The sequence below is a fragment of the Streptomyces sp. MJM8645 genome (assembly GCF_001625365.1).
Lineage (GTDB): Bacteria > Actinomycetota > Actinomycetes > Streptomycetales > Streptomycetaceae > Kitasatospora.
This window is the reverse complement of sequence record NZ_LJJF01000001.1, coordinates 4,747,501-4,763,321: the sequence shown is the minus strand read 5'-3', so window position 1 is coordinate 4,763,321 and position 15,821 is coordinate 4,747,501. Positions and strand designations below refer to the sequence as shown.

General features: G+C 70.4%; 10 protein-coding genes and 3 rRNA genes (1 of these 13 running past the window's edge). 5 read left to right on the top strand and 8 right to left on the bottom strand.

Features of this window, described 5'->3' with window-relative positions; translation table 11 throughout:
* Positions 1-26: 26 nt before the first annotated feature.
* From A6F73_RS20580 to mtrA, 3 genes are all read right to left on the bottom strand, one after another.
* Positions 27-1,892, bottom strand: coding sequence for an LpqB family beta-propeller domain-containing protein (locus tag A6F73_RS20580; RefSeq protein WP_208869098.1), 1,866 nt, complete (start codon positions 1,890-1,892; stop codon positions 27-29).
* On the bottom strand, positions 1,867-3,855 hold the full coding sequence (mtrB, locus tag A6F73_RS20575) for an MtrAB system histidine kinase MtrB (protein ID WP_279634958.1): 1,989 nt from the start codon (positions 3,853-3,855) through the stop codon (positions 1,867-1,869). The genes A6F73_RS20580 and mtrB overlap by 26 nt, the downstream gene beginning before the upstream one ends.
* A gap of 118 nt (positions 3,856-3,973) precedes the next feature.
* Positions 3,974-4,651: an MtrAB system response regulator MtrA gene (gene mtrA / locus A6F73_RS20570; protein ID WP_030247322.1), complete on the bottom strand. Its 678-nt coding sequence runs from the start codon at positions 4,649-4,651 to the stop codon at positions 3,974-3,976.
* Positions 4,652-4,939: 288 nt separating this feature from the next.
* On the opposite strand from mtrA, the gene A6F73_RS20565 reads away from it, so the two are divergent.
* The 5 genes from A6F73_RS20565 (at position 4,940) to A6F73_RS20545 (ending at position 10,364) form a co-directional block, all read left to right on the top strand.
* Positions 4,940-6,109 (top strand): hypothetical protein, encoded by a 1,170-nt coding sequence (locus tag A6F73_RS20565; protein ID WP_063349152.1) that lies wholly within the window; start codon positions 4,940-4,942, stop codon positions 6,107-6,109.
* Between the two features lie 5 nt (positions 6,110-6,114).
* Positions 6,115-6,774, top strand: coding sequence for a DUF4129 domain-containing protein (locus A6F73_RS20560; protein ID WP_063349151.1), 660 nt, complete (start codon positions 6,115-6,117; stop codon positions 6,772-6,774).
* Positions 6,771-8,003 (top strand): DUF4350 domain-containing protein, encoded by a 1,233-nt coding sequence (locus A6F73_RS20555; protein ID WP_063349150.1) that lies wholly within the window; start codon positions 6,771-6,773, stop codon positions 8,001-8,003. The genes A6F73_RS20560 and A6F73_RS20555 overlap by 4 nt, the downstream gene beginning before the upstream one ends.
* A gap of 101 nt (positions 8,004-8,104) precedes the next feature.
* Positions 8,105-9,025 carry a MoxR family ATPase gene (locus tag A6F73_RS20550; RefSeq protein ID WP_244293663.1) on the top strand — a complete coding sequence of 307 codons (921 nt, stop codon included), beginning with the start codon at positions 8,105-8,107 and terminating at the stop codon, positions 9,023-9,025.
* A 28-nt stretch (positions 9,026-9,053) separates the two neighbouring features.
* Positions 9,054-10,364, top strand: a complete 1,311-nt coding sequence (locus tag A6F73_RS20545; protein ID WP_063349148.1) for a DUF58 domain-containing protein — start codon at positions 9,054-9,056, stop codon at positions 10,362-10,364.
* 86 nt (positions 10,365-10,450) lie between these two features.
* Here A6F73_RS20545 and A6F73_RS20540 read toward each other — a convergent pair whose 3' ends face one another.
* From A6F73_RS20540 to A6F73_RS20520, 5 genes are all read right to left on the bottom strand, one after another.
* Complete coding sequence (locus A6F73_RS20540) at positions 10,451-11,596, bottom strand: DUF6596 domain-containing protein (RefSeq protein WP_063349147.1); 1,146 nt, start codon at positions 11,594-11,596, stop codon at positions 10,451-10,453.
* Between the two features lie 8 nt (positions 11,597-11,604).
* Positions 11,605-12,012, bottom strand: coding sequence for a YciI family protein (locus A6F73_RS20535; RefSeq protein ID WP_063351357.1), 408 nt, complete (start codon positions 12,010-12,012; stop codon positions 11,605-11,607).
* 204 nt (positions 12,013-12,216) lie between these two features.
* Positions 12,217-12,333, bottom strand: a 5S ribosomal RNA gene (gene rrf, locus A6F73_RS20530).
* An 87-nt stretch (positions 12,334-12,420) separates the two neighbouring features.
* Positions 12,421-15,541 (bottom strand): 23S ribosomal RNA (locus A6F73_RS20525).
* A gap of 268 nt (positions 15,542-15,809) precedes the next feature.
* Positions 15,810-15,821 (bottom strand): 16S ribosomal RNA (locus A6F73_RS20520) (it continues 1,512 nt past the right edge of the window).
* Together the 16S, 23S and 5S rRNA genes form the textbook arrangement of a ribosomal RNA operon.

Genomic DNA, 15,821 nt, shown 5'->3' with positions numbered 1-15,821 from the left:
CGCGTCAGGGCCTGGCTGGCGGGTTCCTAGCCCGCGTAGAAGAAGGACCCGGCCTTGTCGGCCAACTGGACCTCGCGCCACTGACTGCCGATCAGGCGGTAGATCGCGCCTCCGGCCGCCGCGAGCACCGCCGGCGCCTGGGCCAGGACGTTGCCCCGGGACTCGGAGGCCGAGACGGTGAGCATGTTCTCGGCCTGCAGCGTGGTGTCGGCGCTCTGTGTGCCGTCGGTGCCGATGTAGTACAGCTGCTTGATCCGGTCGGCCTCCTTGCCGAGCACCAGCAGCTGGTCGGCCTCCGCCCAGGAGACCGAGGCGACATCGGTGAGCGAGGGGGCCGCCCGGCGCAGGCCGGTGATCCGCGCGGTCGGCGCCTCCGGGGTGCCGCCGTGCACCACCAGGCCGAAGTACAGCGAGCGGCTGGGCACGCCCGCGGTCTTGACCACCAGGGCGGCCCGGGCGCCGTCCGAGGAGATCTTCAGGGCCTGTACGGTCTGCCCGTCCAGCCCCTCGACCGCGACGGGGTACGTCCGGTTGCCGCGGACCATCACCACCCGCGGGCCCTGCGGGTTGCGGTCCACCACCCAGAGGTCGCCGCGGCCGTCCCAGCTGGGCGAGGCGAGGCCGTCCTCCTTGTCGGCGGTCTTCACCGGCGAGGTGAGCACCGGGTCGGGCAGCGCCACCGCGCTGTCCGCCAGCGGCACCGAGTAGAGCTGGTGGCCGTCCCCGCTGATGGCGGCGGCCCGGGAGCCGTCCCGGCTGACGGCCGTGGTGCCGAGCGGCGCCTTGCCGGCGGGCTGCGGCTTGCCGAGGACGCCGCGCACCGGCTCGCCGTTGCGCTGCTCGTCGGTGACCATCAGCAGGCCGTTGTCGGCGCGCTGGTAGTACTGCTGCGCGGGCAGCGGCCCGGCCAGGGCGCCGGGGCCGGTGGCCGGCAGGTCGTTGCGGCTGGCGAAGCAGTTGCCCCGCTGGCCCTTCAGCTCAAGCCGTTCGACCTGTCCCTTGCCCTGGTCGGCGAGGGTGTAGAAGAGCTGGGTCGCCATCCGCCGGCAGGACACCGGTTCGCTGACGTCCGCCCCGCCGAGCTGCACGTGGGCGATCCGGCCGTCGTCGACGCTCACCCGGTCGACGCTGACGCCGCTCGGGAAGGACGTCCGGGCGACCGGCGCGAGCCAGGTCGAGGGCCCGGCGACCAGGGCCTTGGCGGCGGCGGTCAGCGGGTCTATCCGGCGCCGCAGGTAGATCGGGTCGGGGATCAGGACCTGCTGGCCGGCACTTCCGGTGACGGTCGAGGACGGGTCCGGCGTGGTGTAGAAGTACCGGTCGACCTGGCGGTAGCTGTTGTTGAAGTTGGTCTCGTTCATGATCACGCCGGCCGGCAGCTTGTCGATCCGCCACTCGCCGTCCTTCTCCCGGACGAGGGTGAAGTCGGCCGAGACGTCCCGCTGCCCCTCGGCCAGGTACGAGTGCTTCTCGTCGATCCTGGCGATCAGCGAGCCGGTCACCGTCGCGGAGACGCTGGTGTCGGTGTCGGCGATCTCCTGGCCGGCCGGGAGGTTCGGGGTGGCGGCGGAGAGCACCTGGATGCCGGCGTCCGGGTTCCAGTGTGCGGAGGCGTTCTCGGTGAGGTACTGGCGCGCGGTCTCGTACCCCTCGTCGGCGGTCACCGCGTCCAGGAACCCGGTCAGCAGGGCGCGCGGCTTGGCGCCCTTGGCCGGCGCCACCGGGTAGACCTTGGCCTGCAGGTTCTTGTCGGCCGCCCCCTGCGACAGCTCCACCCTGGAGATGCCGCCGGAGTCCGGCATGGCCGCGCAGCCGCTCGCCACCAGGGCGCCGAGCACCACGCCGGCCACCGCCGTGAACCGCGGCTCAGTCCTGCTGCTCGTCCTTCGCACGCTGCGACCCCTCCAGGTCCGTCCCGCCCATCCCACCCGTCACGTCCGGCTCCGCCGTCCGCTGTGCCACCGACGGCCGTCCGGGCGTCGGGTCCACCATCACCTGGGCGCCGGTGGCACCGTACCCGGTCCCCGCCGTCCGGACGTCCGAGGGGTCCGCGCGCGGCCCTTCGGGCAACCGGCGCTTGCCCAGGTCGGGGCCGATGTTCAGCACCCCGCCGAGCCCGCTGCCGAAGCCGTTGACGGGCCCTTCCGGCGTCTCCGCCTGCTCCTCGGCCGCGGTCATCGCGGTCGCGCCGGCCGGGCTGATCGCCCGCCGGTACGGCGCGCCGTAGGTGCCCAGGCCCCGGTTGTTGCGGGAGTCCTCCGGCTCCAGCCGGAACGGTGCCCGGCTGATCTCGCCGCCCCGGGTGCGCGGCAGGGTGAGCCGGAAGTGCGAGCCGCCGCCGGGCTCGCCCCAGGCCTGCAGCCAGCCGCCGTGCAGGTGCGCGTCCTCGACCGCGATGGACAGGCCGAGGCCGGTGCCGCCGGTGGTCCGCACCCGGGACGGGTCGGCCCGCCAGAAGCGGTGGAACACCCGGGACGCCTCGCCCGGCTTGAGGCCGATGCCGTAGTCGCGCACGCCGACCGCGACCGCGCCGTCGGCCGAGCCCAGCCGGACCACCACGTCGCGGCCCTCGCCGTGCTCCAGGGCGTTGACCACCAGGTTGCGCAGGATGCGCTCGATCCGGCGGGAGTCCACCTCGGCGACGACCGGCTCGCCGTCGCCGCGGATCACCACCGCACTGCCCTTGGCCTGGGCCAGCGGGTCGGCGGCCTCCACCACCCGGGCGACGATGTCGCGCAGGTCGACCGGCTCGCCGTCCAGGATCGCGGCGCCGGCGTCGAAGCGGCTGATCTCCAGCAGGTCGGCGAGCAACGACTCGAAGCGGTCCAGCTGGCCCTGCAGCAGCTCCGCCGAGCGGGCCGCCATCGGGTCCAGGTCCTCGCGGCTGTCGTAGATGAGGTCCGCGGCCATCCGGACCGTGGTCAGCGGGGTGCGCAGCTCGTGCGAGACGTCCGAGACGAAGCGCCGCTGCACCCGGGACAGCTCCTCCAGCTGGCGGATCTGCGCCTGGAGGGCATTGGCCATCCGGTTGAACGACTCGCCGAGGCGGGCGATGTCGTCCGTGCCGGTGACCTTCATCCGTTCTTCCAGGTGCCCGTCGGCGAGCCGCTCGGAGATGCCGGCGGCCATCCGGACCGGGGTGACCACCTGGCGCACCACGACCCAGGCGATGCCGCCCATCAGGATCACCACGAACACGCCGGCGGTCGCCAGGGTGCCGGTGATCAGGTCGAGGGTGTCGGTCTCCTGGCCGAAGGAGAACACGTAGAACATCTGGTAGCTGTTGCCGGCCGGGCCGGTGAACTGCATGCCGAGGGCCAGCCCGGGCTCGGTCCGCTCGTCGGCCCGGTGGATCCGGGCCGGCTGGTCGAACATCTGGCCGGGCTCGGAGTGGACCCTGTCCCGCAGGGTGTCGGGGACGCTGCTGGGCAGGATGTCGCCCGAGAAGCGCGGCGCGAAGCCGTTCTCCGGGACGATGGCGTCGGTGCCGGCGGCCATCGCGATCACCGAGTAGACGGTCTGCCCGCTCGCGGCCAGGTCGTTGACCTGGCGCAGCAGCCAGGTGCCGGTCTCCTCGATGGTGGGGTCGGGCGTGGCGCCGACCCGCAGCCGCTGGTCCTTCGCCTCGTCGATCTTCTTCAGTTCCGCCTGGAACCCGATCCTGGCCTGCTCGCGGGCGGCCGCCATCTTGGTGCCGAGCAGGCCGGTGCGCACCTGCGCCATCACGACCACGCCGAGCACCAGGACGACCGCGATGGACGCGAGCAGCGAGACCGCCACCACGCGCAGCTGGATCGACCGGCGGTACAGCGCCGTCACCCGGCGCGCGGGCCGACGCAGCTGACGGGTCAGCAGCGCGAACGCGGCCGCCCGGCGCCGGCGGCGGGTGGTCGAACTCAGCACGGACCCGCGAACCGCGTCGGCCCCGTCGGTCGCGGAACCCGACGGGGCTTCGTCAGCCAGGTGCGTCACGTCAGCTGGGTCCGGCCTTGTAGCCGACGCCACGGACGGTCACCACGATCTCGGGGCGCTCCGGGTCCTTCTCGATCTTGGACCGCAGGCGCTGCACGTGGACGTTGACCAGGCGGGTGTCCGCCGCGTGCCGGTAGCCCCAGACCTGCTCCAGCAGCACCTCGCGGGTGAACACCTGCCAGGGCTTGCGGGCCAGCGCGACCAGCAGGTCGAACTCCAGCGGGGTCAGCGGGATGCCCCGGCCGTCCCGCTTCACCGAGTGGCCGGCCACGTCGATCACCAGGTCGCCGATGGTCAGCTGCTCGGGCGTCGGCTCCTCGGCACGGCGCAGCCGGGCACGCACCCGGGCCACCAGCTCCTTGGGCTTGAACGGCTTGGTGACGTAGTCGTCGGCACCCGACTCCAGGCCCACCACGACGTCGACCGTGTCGGTCTTCGCGGTCAGCATGACGATCGGAATACCGGACTCCGCCCGGATCTGCCGGCAGACGTCGATACCGTCCCGACCGGGCAGCATCAGGTCGAGCAGGACCAGGTCCGGCTTGGTCTCCCGGAACGCGGCTAGCGCCCTGTCTCCATCCGCGACGAAAAACGGCTCAAAACCCTCACCACGCAGCACGATACCGAGCATCTCGGCCAGTGCGGAGTCGTCATCAACGACGAGGACGCGTCCCTTCATGCGTCCATCCTCTCATTACCGCATTGTGACCTGCCGCACAGCAGTGCCAATGCTCCACAACGGCCAACTCCCCTCACCGGTTAATTCCGGCCATACCGGGCGAATGTGCCCGGTCGGAACGCCTTCGAACGGTCCGCGGCCCACCGCCCGACCACCGGAAGGCCCCCGTTTCCGATCAGCGGCCGGATACCCATGGGGCCTCCCCAGGCCCCATGGCACGATGGGCGCTGCGCGCGGGCGAAAGATCCGCCCGGAACCGCGCCCGTGACGCCCCTCCGAGGAGCAGTGATGACCGACACTCCGGGCTGGGCCTCGCCCGGCTCGCCCGAGCCGCCCCGCGACGACGCCCGGCCCCCGGCCGACGCGCCCGCCGCCGTGCCCGGGCCGTCGGCACCACCGCAGGGCGCCCCGGCCCCCGGCTGGAACGGCCAGCAGGCCCGGCCCGACTGGAGCCGGCCCGCACCGGGCGGCCACCACCCCTACGGCTGGGGCGCTCCGCAGAGCCCCAAGCCCGGCGTCATCCCGCTGCGCCCGCTCGGACTCGGCGAACTCCTCGACGGCTCCGTCGCCACCATCCGCAAGCACTGGCGGACGACCCTCGCCCTCTCCCTCGGCATCGCCATCGTCGAGCAGGCCGGAAACGTCGCCGCCCAGCTGCTGGTCAAGGGCAAGACCGGCCCCGCCACCCAGGTGACGACCATGCTCGCCTCGATGCCGCTGACGGTGCTGCTCGGCGTGGTCGCCACCGCGCTGCTCACCATGGTCGTCAGCCGCGCCGTCCTCGGGCAGTCCGCGACCGCCGGGGACGCCTGGCGCGACGCCCGCCGCCGGCTGCCCCAGCTGCTCGGGCTGACCCTGCTCACCGGCCTGATGTCCGGCGGCGTGGTGCTGCTCGGCTTCAGCCCCTGGTACTTCTACGCCACCGGCTCGGCGGGCGACCCCGGGACGGAGGCCCTCCTCTTCCTCGTCGGCATCCTGACCATCCCGGTCGGGTTCTGGCTGTGGATCCGGTTCAGCCTGGCCGCCCCCGCCCTGATGCTGGAGAAGCAGGGCGTGCGGACCGCACTGTCCCGCTCCCGGCGCCTGACCCTCGGCTCCTGGTGGCGCATCTTCGGCATCTCGCTGCTCGGCGAGGTGCTGACCTTCATCGTCGCCATGGTCATCGCGATCCCGTTCCGCTTCGCCGGACTCGTCCTCGGCTTCAGCGACTTCGACCGCCAGGTCGACCTCACCGCGGCCCACGAGCCCACCGCGATGCTGATCACCACCGCGATCGCCGGCATCATCGCCGCGACCCTCACCATCCCCTTCCGGGCCGCCCTCGGCGTCCTCATCTACATCGACCAGCGGATCCGCCGCGAGGCCCTGGACATCGAACTCGCCCGCGCCGCCGGCCTCGCCGAGCCCGGCGCCACCGGCTGGGGCGACCAGGCCGGCCGACCCCCCGCGAGGCGCTGACCCGGATGCCTACCTGGGGGGACAGGCTCCTCGTCGCGGACGGCGCCCCGGTCACCGTCCCGCGTGACCCGGCCCGCGACGCCGCCCGCGACGAGCTGCTCAACGCCGAGTACCACAAGCACGACCCGAGCGTCCTGGAACGGGTCATGACCTGGCTCAACGACCACATCACCGACGCGCTCGACAGCATCTCCGGCAACGGCACCAGCGGCACCACCGGCCTGGTGCTCTTCCTGATCGTCGCCCTGCTGATCGGCGCCGCCCTCTGGTGGCGCCTCGGCGCTCCACGGCGCGCGGCCCGCACCGTCCTCGACGTCTACGGCGTCGAAGGACCGCGCGGCGCCGGCCAGTACCGGGCCGACGCCGAACGGCACGCCGCCGCCGGGCACTGGAACGAGGCCGTCCGCGCGCAGATGCGAGCCCTGGTCCGGGCCCTGGAGGAACGCACCCTGCTCGACGTCCGCCCCGGCCGCACCGCCGACGAGGCCGCCACCGAGGCCGGCCGGGCCCTGCCCGACCACGCCGCCGCCCTGGCCGCCGCCGCCCGCACCTTCGACGACATCGCCTACGGCGAGCGCACCGCAGACCAGGCCGCGTACCAGCTGCTGCGCGAGCTCGACCGGACCCTGGAACGCGCCCGCCCGGCCCTGGGAGGAGCGGCATGACCAGCACCACCCCCGCGCCGCCCGCGCCGCAGCCGCCCGCCGTCCCTGCCCCCGACGGGACGGCCACGACCAGCCTCGCCCTCACCGGCCGCGGCCTCTGGCGCCGGGCCCGCTGGTACCTGCTCGTCCTCGCCATCCTGCTGATCGGCGCCACCGCCGTGGCCGCCCTCGGCCAGGACCGCCGCTACCCGCCGCTCGACCCGCGCTCCTACGACCAGGACGGCACCCACGCCGTCCTCGCGCTGCTCGAACACCAGGGCCTCAAGGCCGACCTCACCACCGACCTCATCAGCCACCCGGGCGGCGCCGACACCCTCGTCCTGCCCGAACCCGACCTGCTCGGCCCCGCCGAACTGCGCGCCGTCGCCGCAGCCCGGCACAGCCGGCTCGTCCTCATCGCCCCCGGTCCGGCCGCACTCAGCGCCCTGGCCCCCGGCATCCGCCCCTCCGACGAGGACGGCGGGCCCTCCTACGCCTCCGTCCGCAGCACCGCCGCACAGTGCCCGCTCACCGAGGCCGTGCGGGCCGGCAGCGCCGAGATCGGCGGGATGCTCTACACCAGCGGCAGCCGCGGCGCCGGCTGCTACCCGCGCGGCCACGGCTACCCGCTGGTCAGCGCCCCGACCGCCGGCGGCGACGTCATCGTGCTCGGCACCGGCGCCTTCCTGCACAACGAGCAGCTCGCCAAGGACGGCAACGCCGCCCTCGCCCTCGGCCTGCTCGGCTCCCAGCCCCGCCTCACCTGGCACCTGCCCGACTACAGCGTCCCGCCCGCCCAGGGCACCCGGGACAAGACCTTCGGCGACTACATCCCGGACGGCTGGCGCTGGGCCGGCTACCAGCTCGCCGCCGCGGCCGTCCTGACCGCCCTGTGGCGCGGCCGCCGACTCGGCCCGGTGATCAGCGAGAACCTGCCCGTGGTGGTCCGCGCCGCCGAGACCACCGAGGGCCGCGCCCGGCTCTACCGCCGCGCCAAGGCCCGCGGCCGCGCCGCCGAGGCCCTGCGCCGGGCCGCCGCGCACCGCCTCGCCCCCGCCCTGGGCGTCCCGCTCCACGCCGGCGCGCCCGACCCCGACACCCTGTGCGCGGCCGTGGCCGACCGCCTCCCCGAGCAGCCCGCCGGCGACGTCCGGGCCCTCCTCTTCGGCCCGCCCCCGACCGACGACGCCGCACTGCTGCGGCTCGCCGACGACCTCGACGCCCTCGAAAGGCAGGTACGGAACCCGTGACCGAACAGGCCACCGCCACCCCGTCCAGCACCCCCGGCGCGGCGGCTGCCACCCCGGGCACCCCCGACACCGCCGTCGACCCGCGCGCCGCACTCACCGCCCTGCGCGCCGAGATCGGCAAGGCCGTGGTCGGCCAGGACGCCGCCGTCACCGGCCTCGTCGTCGCCCTGCTCTGCGGCGGCCACGTCCTGCTGGAGGGCGTCCCCGGCGTCGCCAAGACCCTGCTGGTCCGCACCCTGTCCACCGCGCTCAACCTGGACACCAAGCGCATCCAGTTCACCCCCGACCTGATGCCCGGTGACGTCACCGGCTCCCTCGTCTACGACGCCCGGACCGCCGAGTTCTCCTTCCAGCCCGGCCCGGTCTTCACCAACCTGCTGCTCGCCGACGAGATCAACCGCACCCCGCCGAAGACCCAGGCCGCCCTGCTGGAGGCCATGGAGGAGCACCAGGTCACCGTCGACGGCGTGCCGCGCCCGCTGCCCGTCCCGTTCCTGGTCGCCGCGACCCAGAACCCGGTCGAGTACGAGGGCACCTACCCGCTGCCCGAGGCCCAGCTGGACCGCTTCCTGCTCAAGCTGGTCCTGCCGCTGCCCGACCGGGACCAGGAGTTCCAGGTCCTGTCCCGGCACGCCGCCGGCTTCGACCCCCGCAACCTCGCCGCCGCCGGCGTCCGCCCGGTCGCCGGGCCCGCGCACCTCGCCGCCGCCCGCGAGCAGATCGCCAAGCTGACCGTCTCCCCCGAGATCCTCGCGTACATCGTCGACCTCTGCCGGGCCACCCGGCAGTCCCCGTCGCTGTCCATCGGCGTCTCGCCGCGCGGTGCCACCGCCCTGCTGGCCGCCTCCCGCGCCTGGGCCTGGCTCGCCGGCCGCGACTACGTCACCCCCGACGACGTCAAGGCCCTGGCCCTGCCCACCCTGCGGCACCGCGTCGCGCTGCGCGCCGAGGCCGAGATGGAGGGCGTCACCGCCGACTCCGTCATCCAGGCCGTCCTCACCCAGACGCCCGCCCCCCGCTGAACCACCCGTTCCCGAAGGAGCGCACCGCATGGCCCTCACCGGGCGAACCGCCCTGCTCGCCGCGCTCGGCACGCTCGTCGTGGGCCTGTTGCTGCCGTCCTGGGCCGGGATCGGCCTCGTCACCGGCACCGTGCTGCTCGCCGCCGTGATCGACCTGGTGCTCGCCGCCCCCGTCCGCAGCCTGGAACTCGGCCGGGGCGGCGACACCACCGTCCGGCTCGGCGAACCCGCCTCCGTCGAACTGACCGTCACCAACCCCTCCGGGCGGCCCCTCCGAGCCCGGATCCGCGACGCCTGGGCCCCGTCCGCCTGGCGGCCGGGCACCGCCGAGGCCGCCTCCCGGCACACCCTGCACGTCCCCGCCGGCGAGCGGCGCCGGGCCGTCACCGTACTCACCCCGACCCGCCGCGGCGACCACCACGCCCGGCGGGTGACGGTCCGTTCGCTCGGGCCGCTCGGCCTGGCCGGCCGCCAGGGCTCGCACCACCTGCCCTGGACGGTCCGCGCCCTGCCCCCGTTCAACAGCCGCAAGCACCTGCCCTCCCGGCTCGCGCGGCTGCGCGAACTCGACGGCCGCACCTCCGTCCTGACCCGCGGCCAGGGCACCGAGTTCGACTCCCTGCGCGAGTACCTGCCCGGCGACGACGTCCGCTCCATCGACTGGCGGGCCAGCGCCCGCCGCAACACCGTCGCCGTCCGCACCTGGCGCCCCGAACGCGACCGGCACATCCTCGTCGTCCTCGACACCGGCCGCACCTCCGCCGGCCGGGTCGGCGACGCACCCCGCCTCGACGCCGCCCTCGACGCCGCCCTGCTGCTCACCGCCCTCGCCACCCGCGCCGGCGACCGCGTCGACCTGCTCGCCCACGACGCCCGCAAGCGCGCCGCGGTCGCCGGCAGCTCGCCCAGCGAGATCCTGCCGGCCTTCACCCACGCGATGGCCTCCCTCCAACCCGCCCTGCACGAGACCGACATGCGCTCACTGGTCTCCACCGCCCTCAAGATGGCACCGCACCGCTCGCTGATCGTCCTGCTCACCGGCCTCGACACGGCCCCGGTCGAAGACGGCCTGCGCCCGCTGCTGCCGCTCCTCACCAAGCGCCACGAGGTGGTCCTGGCCTCCGTCGCCGACCCCCACCTGGACGCCCTCGCCGCCGGGCGCGGCACCCTGGAGGCCGTCTACGGCGCCGCCGCCGCCGAACAGACCCGCGCCGACCGCCGTGCCACCGCCGACCTCCTCAGCCGCCACGGCGTCACCGTCCTCGACGCCTCCCCCGCCCAACTCGCCCCCGCCCTCGCGGACACCTACCTCGCCCTCAAGGCCGCCGGCCGCCTCTGAGCCATCGCCGTACGGACGGCCCCGTCGGGTGGTCCCGTTCCTTCAACGGGCAGGCCGTGGTGACGCGGCGTCACCCACCTGGTCCGTCAGCGACGCCGACGGGCGTTGAGCCGGGCGGCCTGGCGCGTCAGGTGGTCGCGCTCGGCGAGGTTGGGGGCCCGGTGGGCCGCCTCGGCGTACAGCCGGGCCGCCGTCTCCAGGTCGCCGTCGCGCTCGTGGAGGTACGCCGCCACCGCCGTGTGGCGGGGCAGCGAGCCGTCCAGCTCCCCGAGTGCCGCCAGCCCGGCGCGCGGTCCGTCGGCCTCACCGACGGCCACCGCGCGGTTGAGCCGGACGACCGGGCTCTCGGTCAGGCGGGCGAGCTCGTCGTACCACTCGACGATCTGCACCCAGTCGGTCTCCTCGGCGGTGGGCGCGTCGGCGTGGAGCGCCGCGATGGCGGCCTGGGCCTGGAACTCGCCCAACCGGTCGCGGCCGAGGGCCGCTTGCAGGATCCCGACGCCCTCGGCGATCAACCCGGTGTCCCACCGGCCACGGTCCTGCTCGGCGAGCGGCACCAGGCTCCCGTCAGACGCGGTCCGGGTCCCGCGCCGGGCATGGTGGAGCAGCATCAGGGCGAGCAGCCCCGCCACCTCGGGGTGGTCGATCGCCTCCGCGAGCTGCCGGGTCAGCCGGATGGCCTCGGCGGCGAGGTCGACGTCCCCGGAGTAGCCCTCGTTGAAGACCAGGTAGAGCACGCGCAGCACGGTGGCGACGTCGCCGGGCCGGTCGAACCGCACCCCCGAGACGGTCCGCTTGGCCCGGCTGATCCGCTGCGCCATGGTCGCCTCGGGCACCAGGTAGGCCTGGGCGATCTGGCGGGTGGTCAACCCACCCACGGCCCGCAACGTGAGCGCGACCGCCGACGACGGCGTCAACGACGGGTGCGCGCACAGGAAGTAGAGCTGGAGCGTGTCGTCCACCGCGGACGCGGGCCCCGGCTCCGGTTCCTCCTCGACCCGGTCCTCGCGTCGGCGGCGGGCCGCGTCCGCCCGGGCCCCGTCGAGGAACCGGCGCCAGGCCACGGTGACCAGCCAGCCCTTGGGGTCCCGCGGCGGGTCGGCCGGCCAGACGCGGACCGCCTCGACCAGCGCGTCCTGCACGGCGTCCTCGGCCGCCGCGAAGTCGGCTCCGCGGCGGACGAGGATACCGAGCACGCTCGGCGCGAGGCTCCGGAGCAGGACTTCGTCCACCGGGGAGGTCACTCGGTGACGGTGGGCGGCGCGGCCAGGAACGGACGCAGCTCCAGCCACTCGTGGATCGGCCGCCCGCCCGCCCCGGGAGCGGCCGACAGTTCCCCGGCCAGCTCGACGGCGCGCTCGTAGCTGTCGACGTCGATCACCATCCAGCCGGCGATCAGGTCCTTGGTCTCGGCGAACGGGCCGTCGGTCACCGGCGGGCGCCCCTCGCCGTCGTACCGGACGAACGTCCCCTCGGGAGCGAGTGCCTGGCCGTCGACGAACTCGCCGGTCTTCTCCAGCCGGTCCGCGAAGTCCTGCATGTACCGCACGTGCGCCGAGATCTCCTCGGGCGTCCATCGGTCCATGGGCACGTTGTTGACCGGAGCCGGGGCGCCTCGGTAGTGCTTGAGCAGCAGGTACTTGGCCATGATGTTCTCCTCGGTGCTGGTGCGACCCATTGTGGCCGCGTCCACCCCGGGGACGGAGCCAGCCACGGGTTCTCGACATGGCCGGCCGAACTTTTTTGAACTTTCGTGGGGACTTTCGTGGGGCCCTGGTGAGGTGCTCCCGTGGGCCGGAAACGCAAAGAACCCCCATCCGGTTTCCCGGATGGGGGTTCTCTGTGAATGATTGTTCGGCGGCGTCCTACTCTCCCACAGGGTCCCCCCTGCAGTACCATCGGCGCTGTAAGGCTTAGCTTCCGGGTTCGGAATGTAACCGGGCGTTTCCCTCACGCTATGACCACCGAAACACTATGAAACTGTCAACCGCACCAACCCCGTAGCCAAACGGGTTGGGGTCGTTGTTTCAGAACAACACAGTGGACGCGAGCAACTGAGGACAAGCCCTCGGCCTATTAGTACCGGTCAACTCCACCCCTCACAGGGCTTCCATATCCGGCCTATCAACCCAGTCGTCTACTGGGAGCCTTACCCTCTCAAGGAGGTGGGAGTGCTCATCTCGAAGCAGGCTTCCCGCTTAGATGCTTTCAGCGGTTATCCCTCCCGAACGTAGCCAACCAGCCATGCCCTTGGCAGGACAACTGGCACACCAGAGGTTCGTCCGTCCCGGTCCTCTCGTACTAGGGACAGCCCTTCTCAACACTCCTACGCGCACAGCGGATAGGGACCGAACTGTCTCACGACGTTCTAAACCCAGCTCGCGTACCGCTTTAATGGGCGAACAGCCCAACCCTTGGGACCTACTCCAGCCCCAGGATGCGACGAGCCGACATCGAGGTGCCAAACCATCCCGTCGATATGGACTCTTGGGGAAGATCAGCCTGTTATCCCCGGGGTACCTTTTATCCGTTGAGCGACGGCGCTTCCACAAGCCACCGCCGGATCACTAGTCCCTACTTTCGTACCTGCTCGACCCGTCAGTCTCACAGTCAAGCTCCCTTGTGCACTTACACTCAACACCTGATTGCCAACCAGGCTGAGGGAACCTTTGGGCGCCTCCGTTACTCTTTAGGAGGCAACCGCCCCAGTTAAACTACCCACCAGACACTGTCCCTGATCCGGATCACGGACCCAGGTTAGACATCCAGCACGACCAGAGTGGTATTTCAACGACGACTCCACAACAACTGGCGTTGCTGCTTCAAAGTCTCCCACCTATCCTACACAAGCCGAACCGAACACCAATATCAAGCTATAGTAAAGGTCCCGGGGTCTTTCCGTCCTGCTGCGCGAAACGAGCATCTTTACTCGTAATGCAATTTCACCGGGCCTATGGTTGAGACAGTCGAGAAGTCGTTACGCCATTCGTGCAGGTCGGAACTTACCCGACAAGGAATTTCGCTACCTTAGGATGGTTATAGTTACCACCGCCGTTTACTGGCGCTTAAGTTCTCAGCTTCGCCTGGACGAATCCAAGCTAACCGGTCCCCTTAACGTTCCAGCACCGGGCAGGCGTCAGTCCGTATACATCGCCTTACGGCTTCGCACGGACCTGTGTTTTTAGTAAACAGTCGCTTCTCGCTGGTCTCTGCGGCCACCCCCAGCTCTGACAGCAAGTGCCGTCACCAGGAATGGCCCCCCTTCTCCCGAAGTTACGGGGGCATTTTGCCGAGTTCCTTAACCATAGTTCACCCGAACGCCTCGGTATTCTCTACCTGACCACCTGAGTCGGTTTGGGGTACGGGCCGCCATGAAACTCGCTAGAGGCTTTTCTCGACAGCATAGGATCATCCACTTCACCACAATCGGCTCGGCATCAGGTCTCAGACTATGTGAACGGCGGATTTGCCTACCGTTCGTCCTACACCCTTACCCCGGGACAACCACCGCCCGGGCTGGACTACCTTCCTGCGTCACCCCATCGCTCACCTACTACAGACTTGGTTCAGCGGCTCCACCACGTCCCTTTGTCCGAAGACTCCGGGCCGGCTTCACGGCCTTAGCATCACCTGGTTCAGCGTTGGCGCTTCAAAGCGGGTACGGGAATATCAACCCGTTGTCCATCGACTACGCCTGTCGGCCTCGCCTTAGGTCCCGACTTACCCTGGGCAGATCAGCTTGACCCAGGAACCCTTGGTCAATCGGCGCAAGAGTTTCCCACTCTTGTATCGCTACTCATGCCTGCATTCTCACTCGTATACCGTCCACGACTGGTTTCCACCGCCGCTTCACCCGGCACACGACGCTCCCCTACCCATCACAGCAGGCGTTGGCCCTATATGCTGCAATGACACGACTTCGGTGATGTGCTTGAGCCCCGCTACATTGTCGGCGCGGAATCACTTGACCAGTGAGCTATTACGCACTCTTTCAAGGGTGGCTGCTTCTAAGCCAACCTCCTGGTTGTCTCTGCGACTCCACATCCTTTCCCACTTAGCACACGCTTAGGGACCTTAGTCGGTGTTCTGGGCTGTTTCCCTCTCGACCATGGAGCTTATCCCCCACAGTCTCACTGCCACGCTCTCACTTACCGGCATTCGGAGTTTGGCTAAGGTCAGTAACCCGGTAAGGCCCATCGCCTATCCAGTGCTCTACCTCCGGCAAGAAACACGTGACGCTGCACCTAAATGCATTTCGGGGAGAACCAGCTATCACGGAGTTTGATTGGCCTTTCACCCCTAACCACAGGTCATCCCCCAGGTTTTCAACCCTGGTGGGTTCGGTCCTCCACACGGTCTTACCCGCGCTTCAACCTGCCCATGGCTAGATCACTCCGCTTCGGGTCTTGGGCATGCAACTCAGACGCCCTATTCGGACTCGCTTTCGCTACGGCTACCCCACACGGGTTAACCTCGCTACACACCGCAAACTCGCAGGCTCATTCTTCAAAAGGCACGCAGTCACGGCCGTGATCCGAAGACCACGACGACGCTCCCACGGCTTGTAGGCACACGGTTTCAGGTACTATTTCACTCCGCTCCCGCGGTACTTTTCACCATTCCCTCACGGTACTATCCGCTATCGGTCACCAGGGAATATTTAGGCTTAGCGGGTGGTCCCGCCAGATTCACACGGGATTTCTCGGGCCCCGTGCTACTTGGGAGTTTCTCAAACGAGCCGTACAGATTTCGTCTACGGGGGTCTTACCCTCTACGCCGGACCTTTCGCATGTCCTTCGACTACCCATACGGTTTCTGACTCGCCGACCGGCCGGCAGACCGGTCAAGAAAAATCCCACGACCCCGCGATGGCAACCCCTGCCGGGTCTCACACCATCGCGGTTTAGCCTCATCCGGTTTCGCTCGCCACTACTCCCGGAATCACGGTTGTTTTCTCTTCCTGCGGGTACTGAGATGTTTCACTTCCCCGCGTTCCCTCCACACTGCCTATGTGTTCAGCAGCGGGTGACAGCCCATGACGACTGCCGGGTTTCCCCATTCGGAAACCCCCGGATCAAAGCCTGGTTGACGGCTCCCCGGGGACTATCGTGGCCTCCCACGTCCTTCATCGGTTCCTGGTGCCAAGGCATCCACCGTGCGCCCTTAAAAACTTGGCCACAGATGCTCGCGTCCACTGTGCAGTTCTCAAACAACGACCAGTCACACACCCTCAACACCCCGAAGAGCGCATCAGATGAGGCCGGCTTCCATGAGGCAACTTCCGTTCCCTCAGGACCCAACAACGTGCCCGACACAGTCAATCCCAGAAGCGTTCCACGCCGAAGCAGTACTAACCTCTGATCTCTTCCTGTGCCGAATAGTCAACGTTCCACCCATGAGCAACCGTGCAGGACATTCGCCTGCAAGCGGCCATGTGCTCCTTAGAAAGGAGGTGAT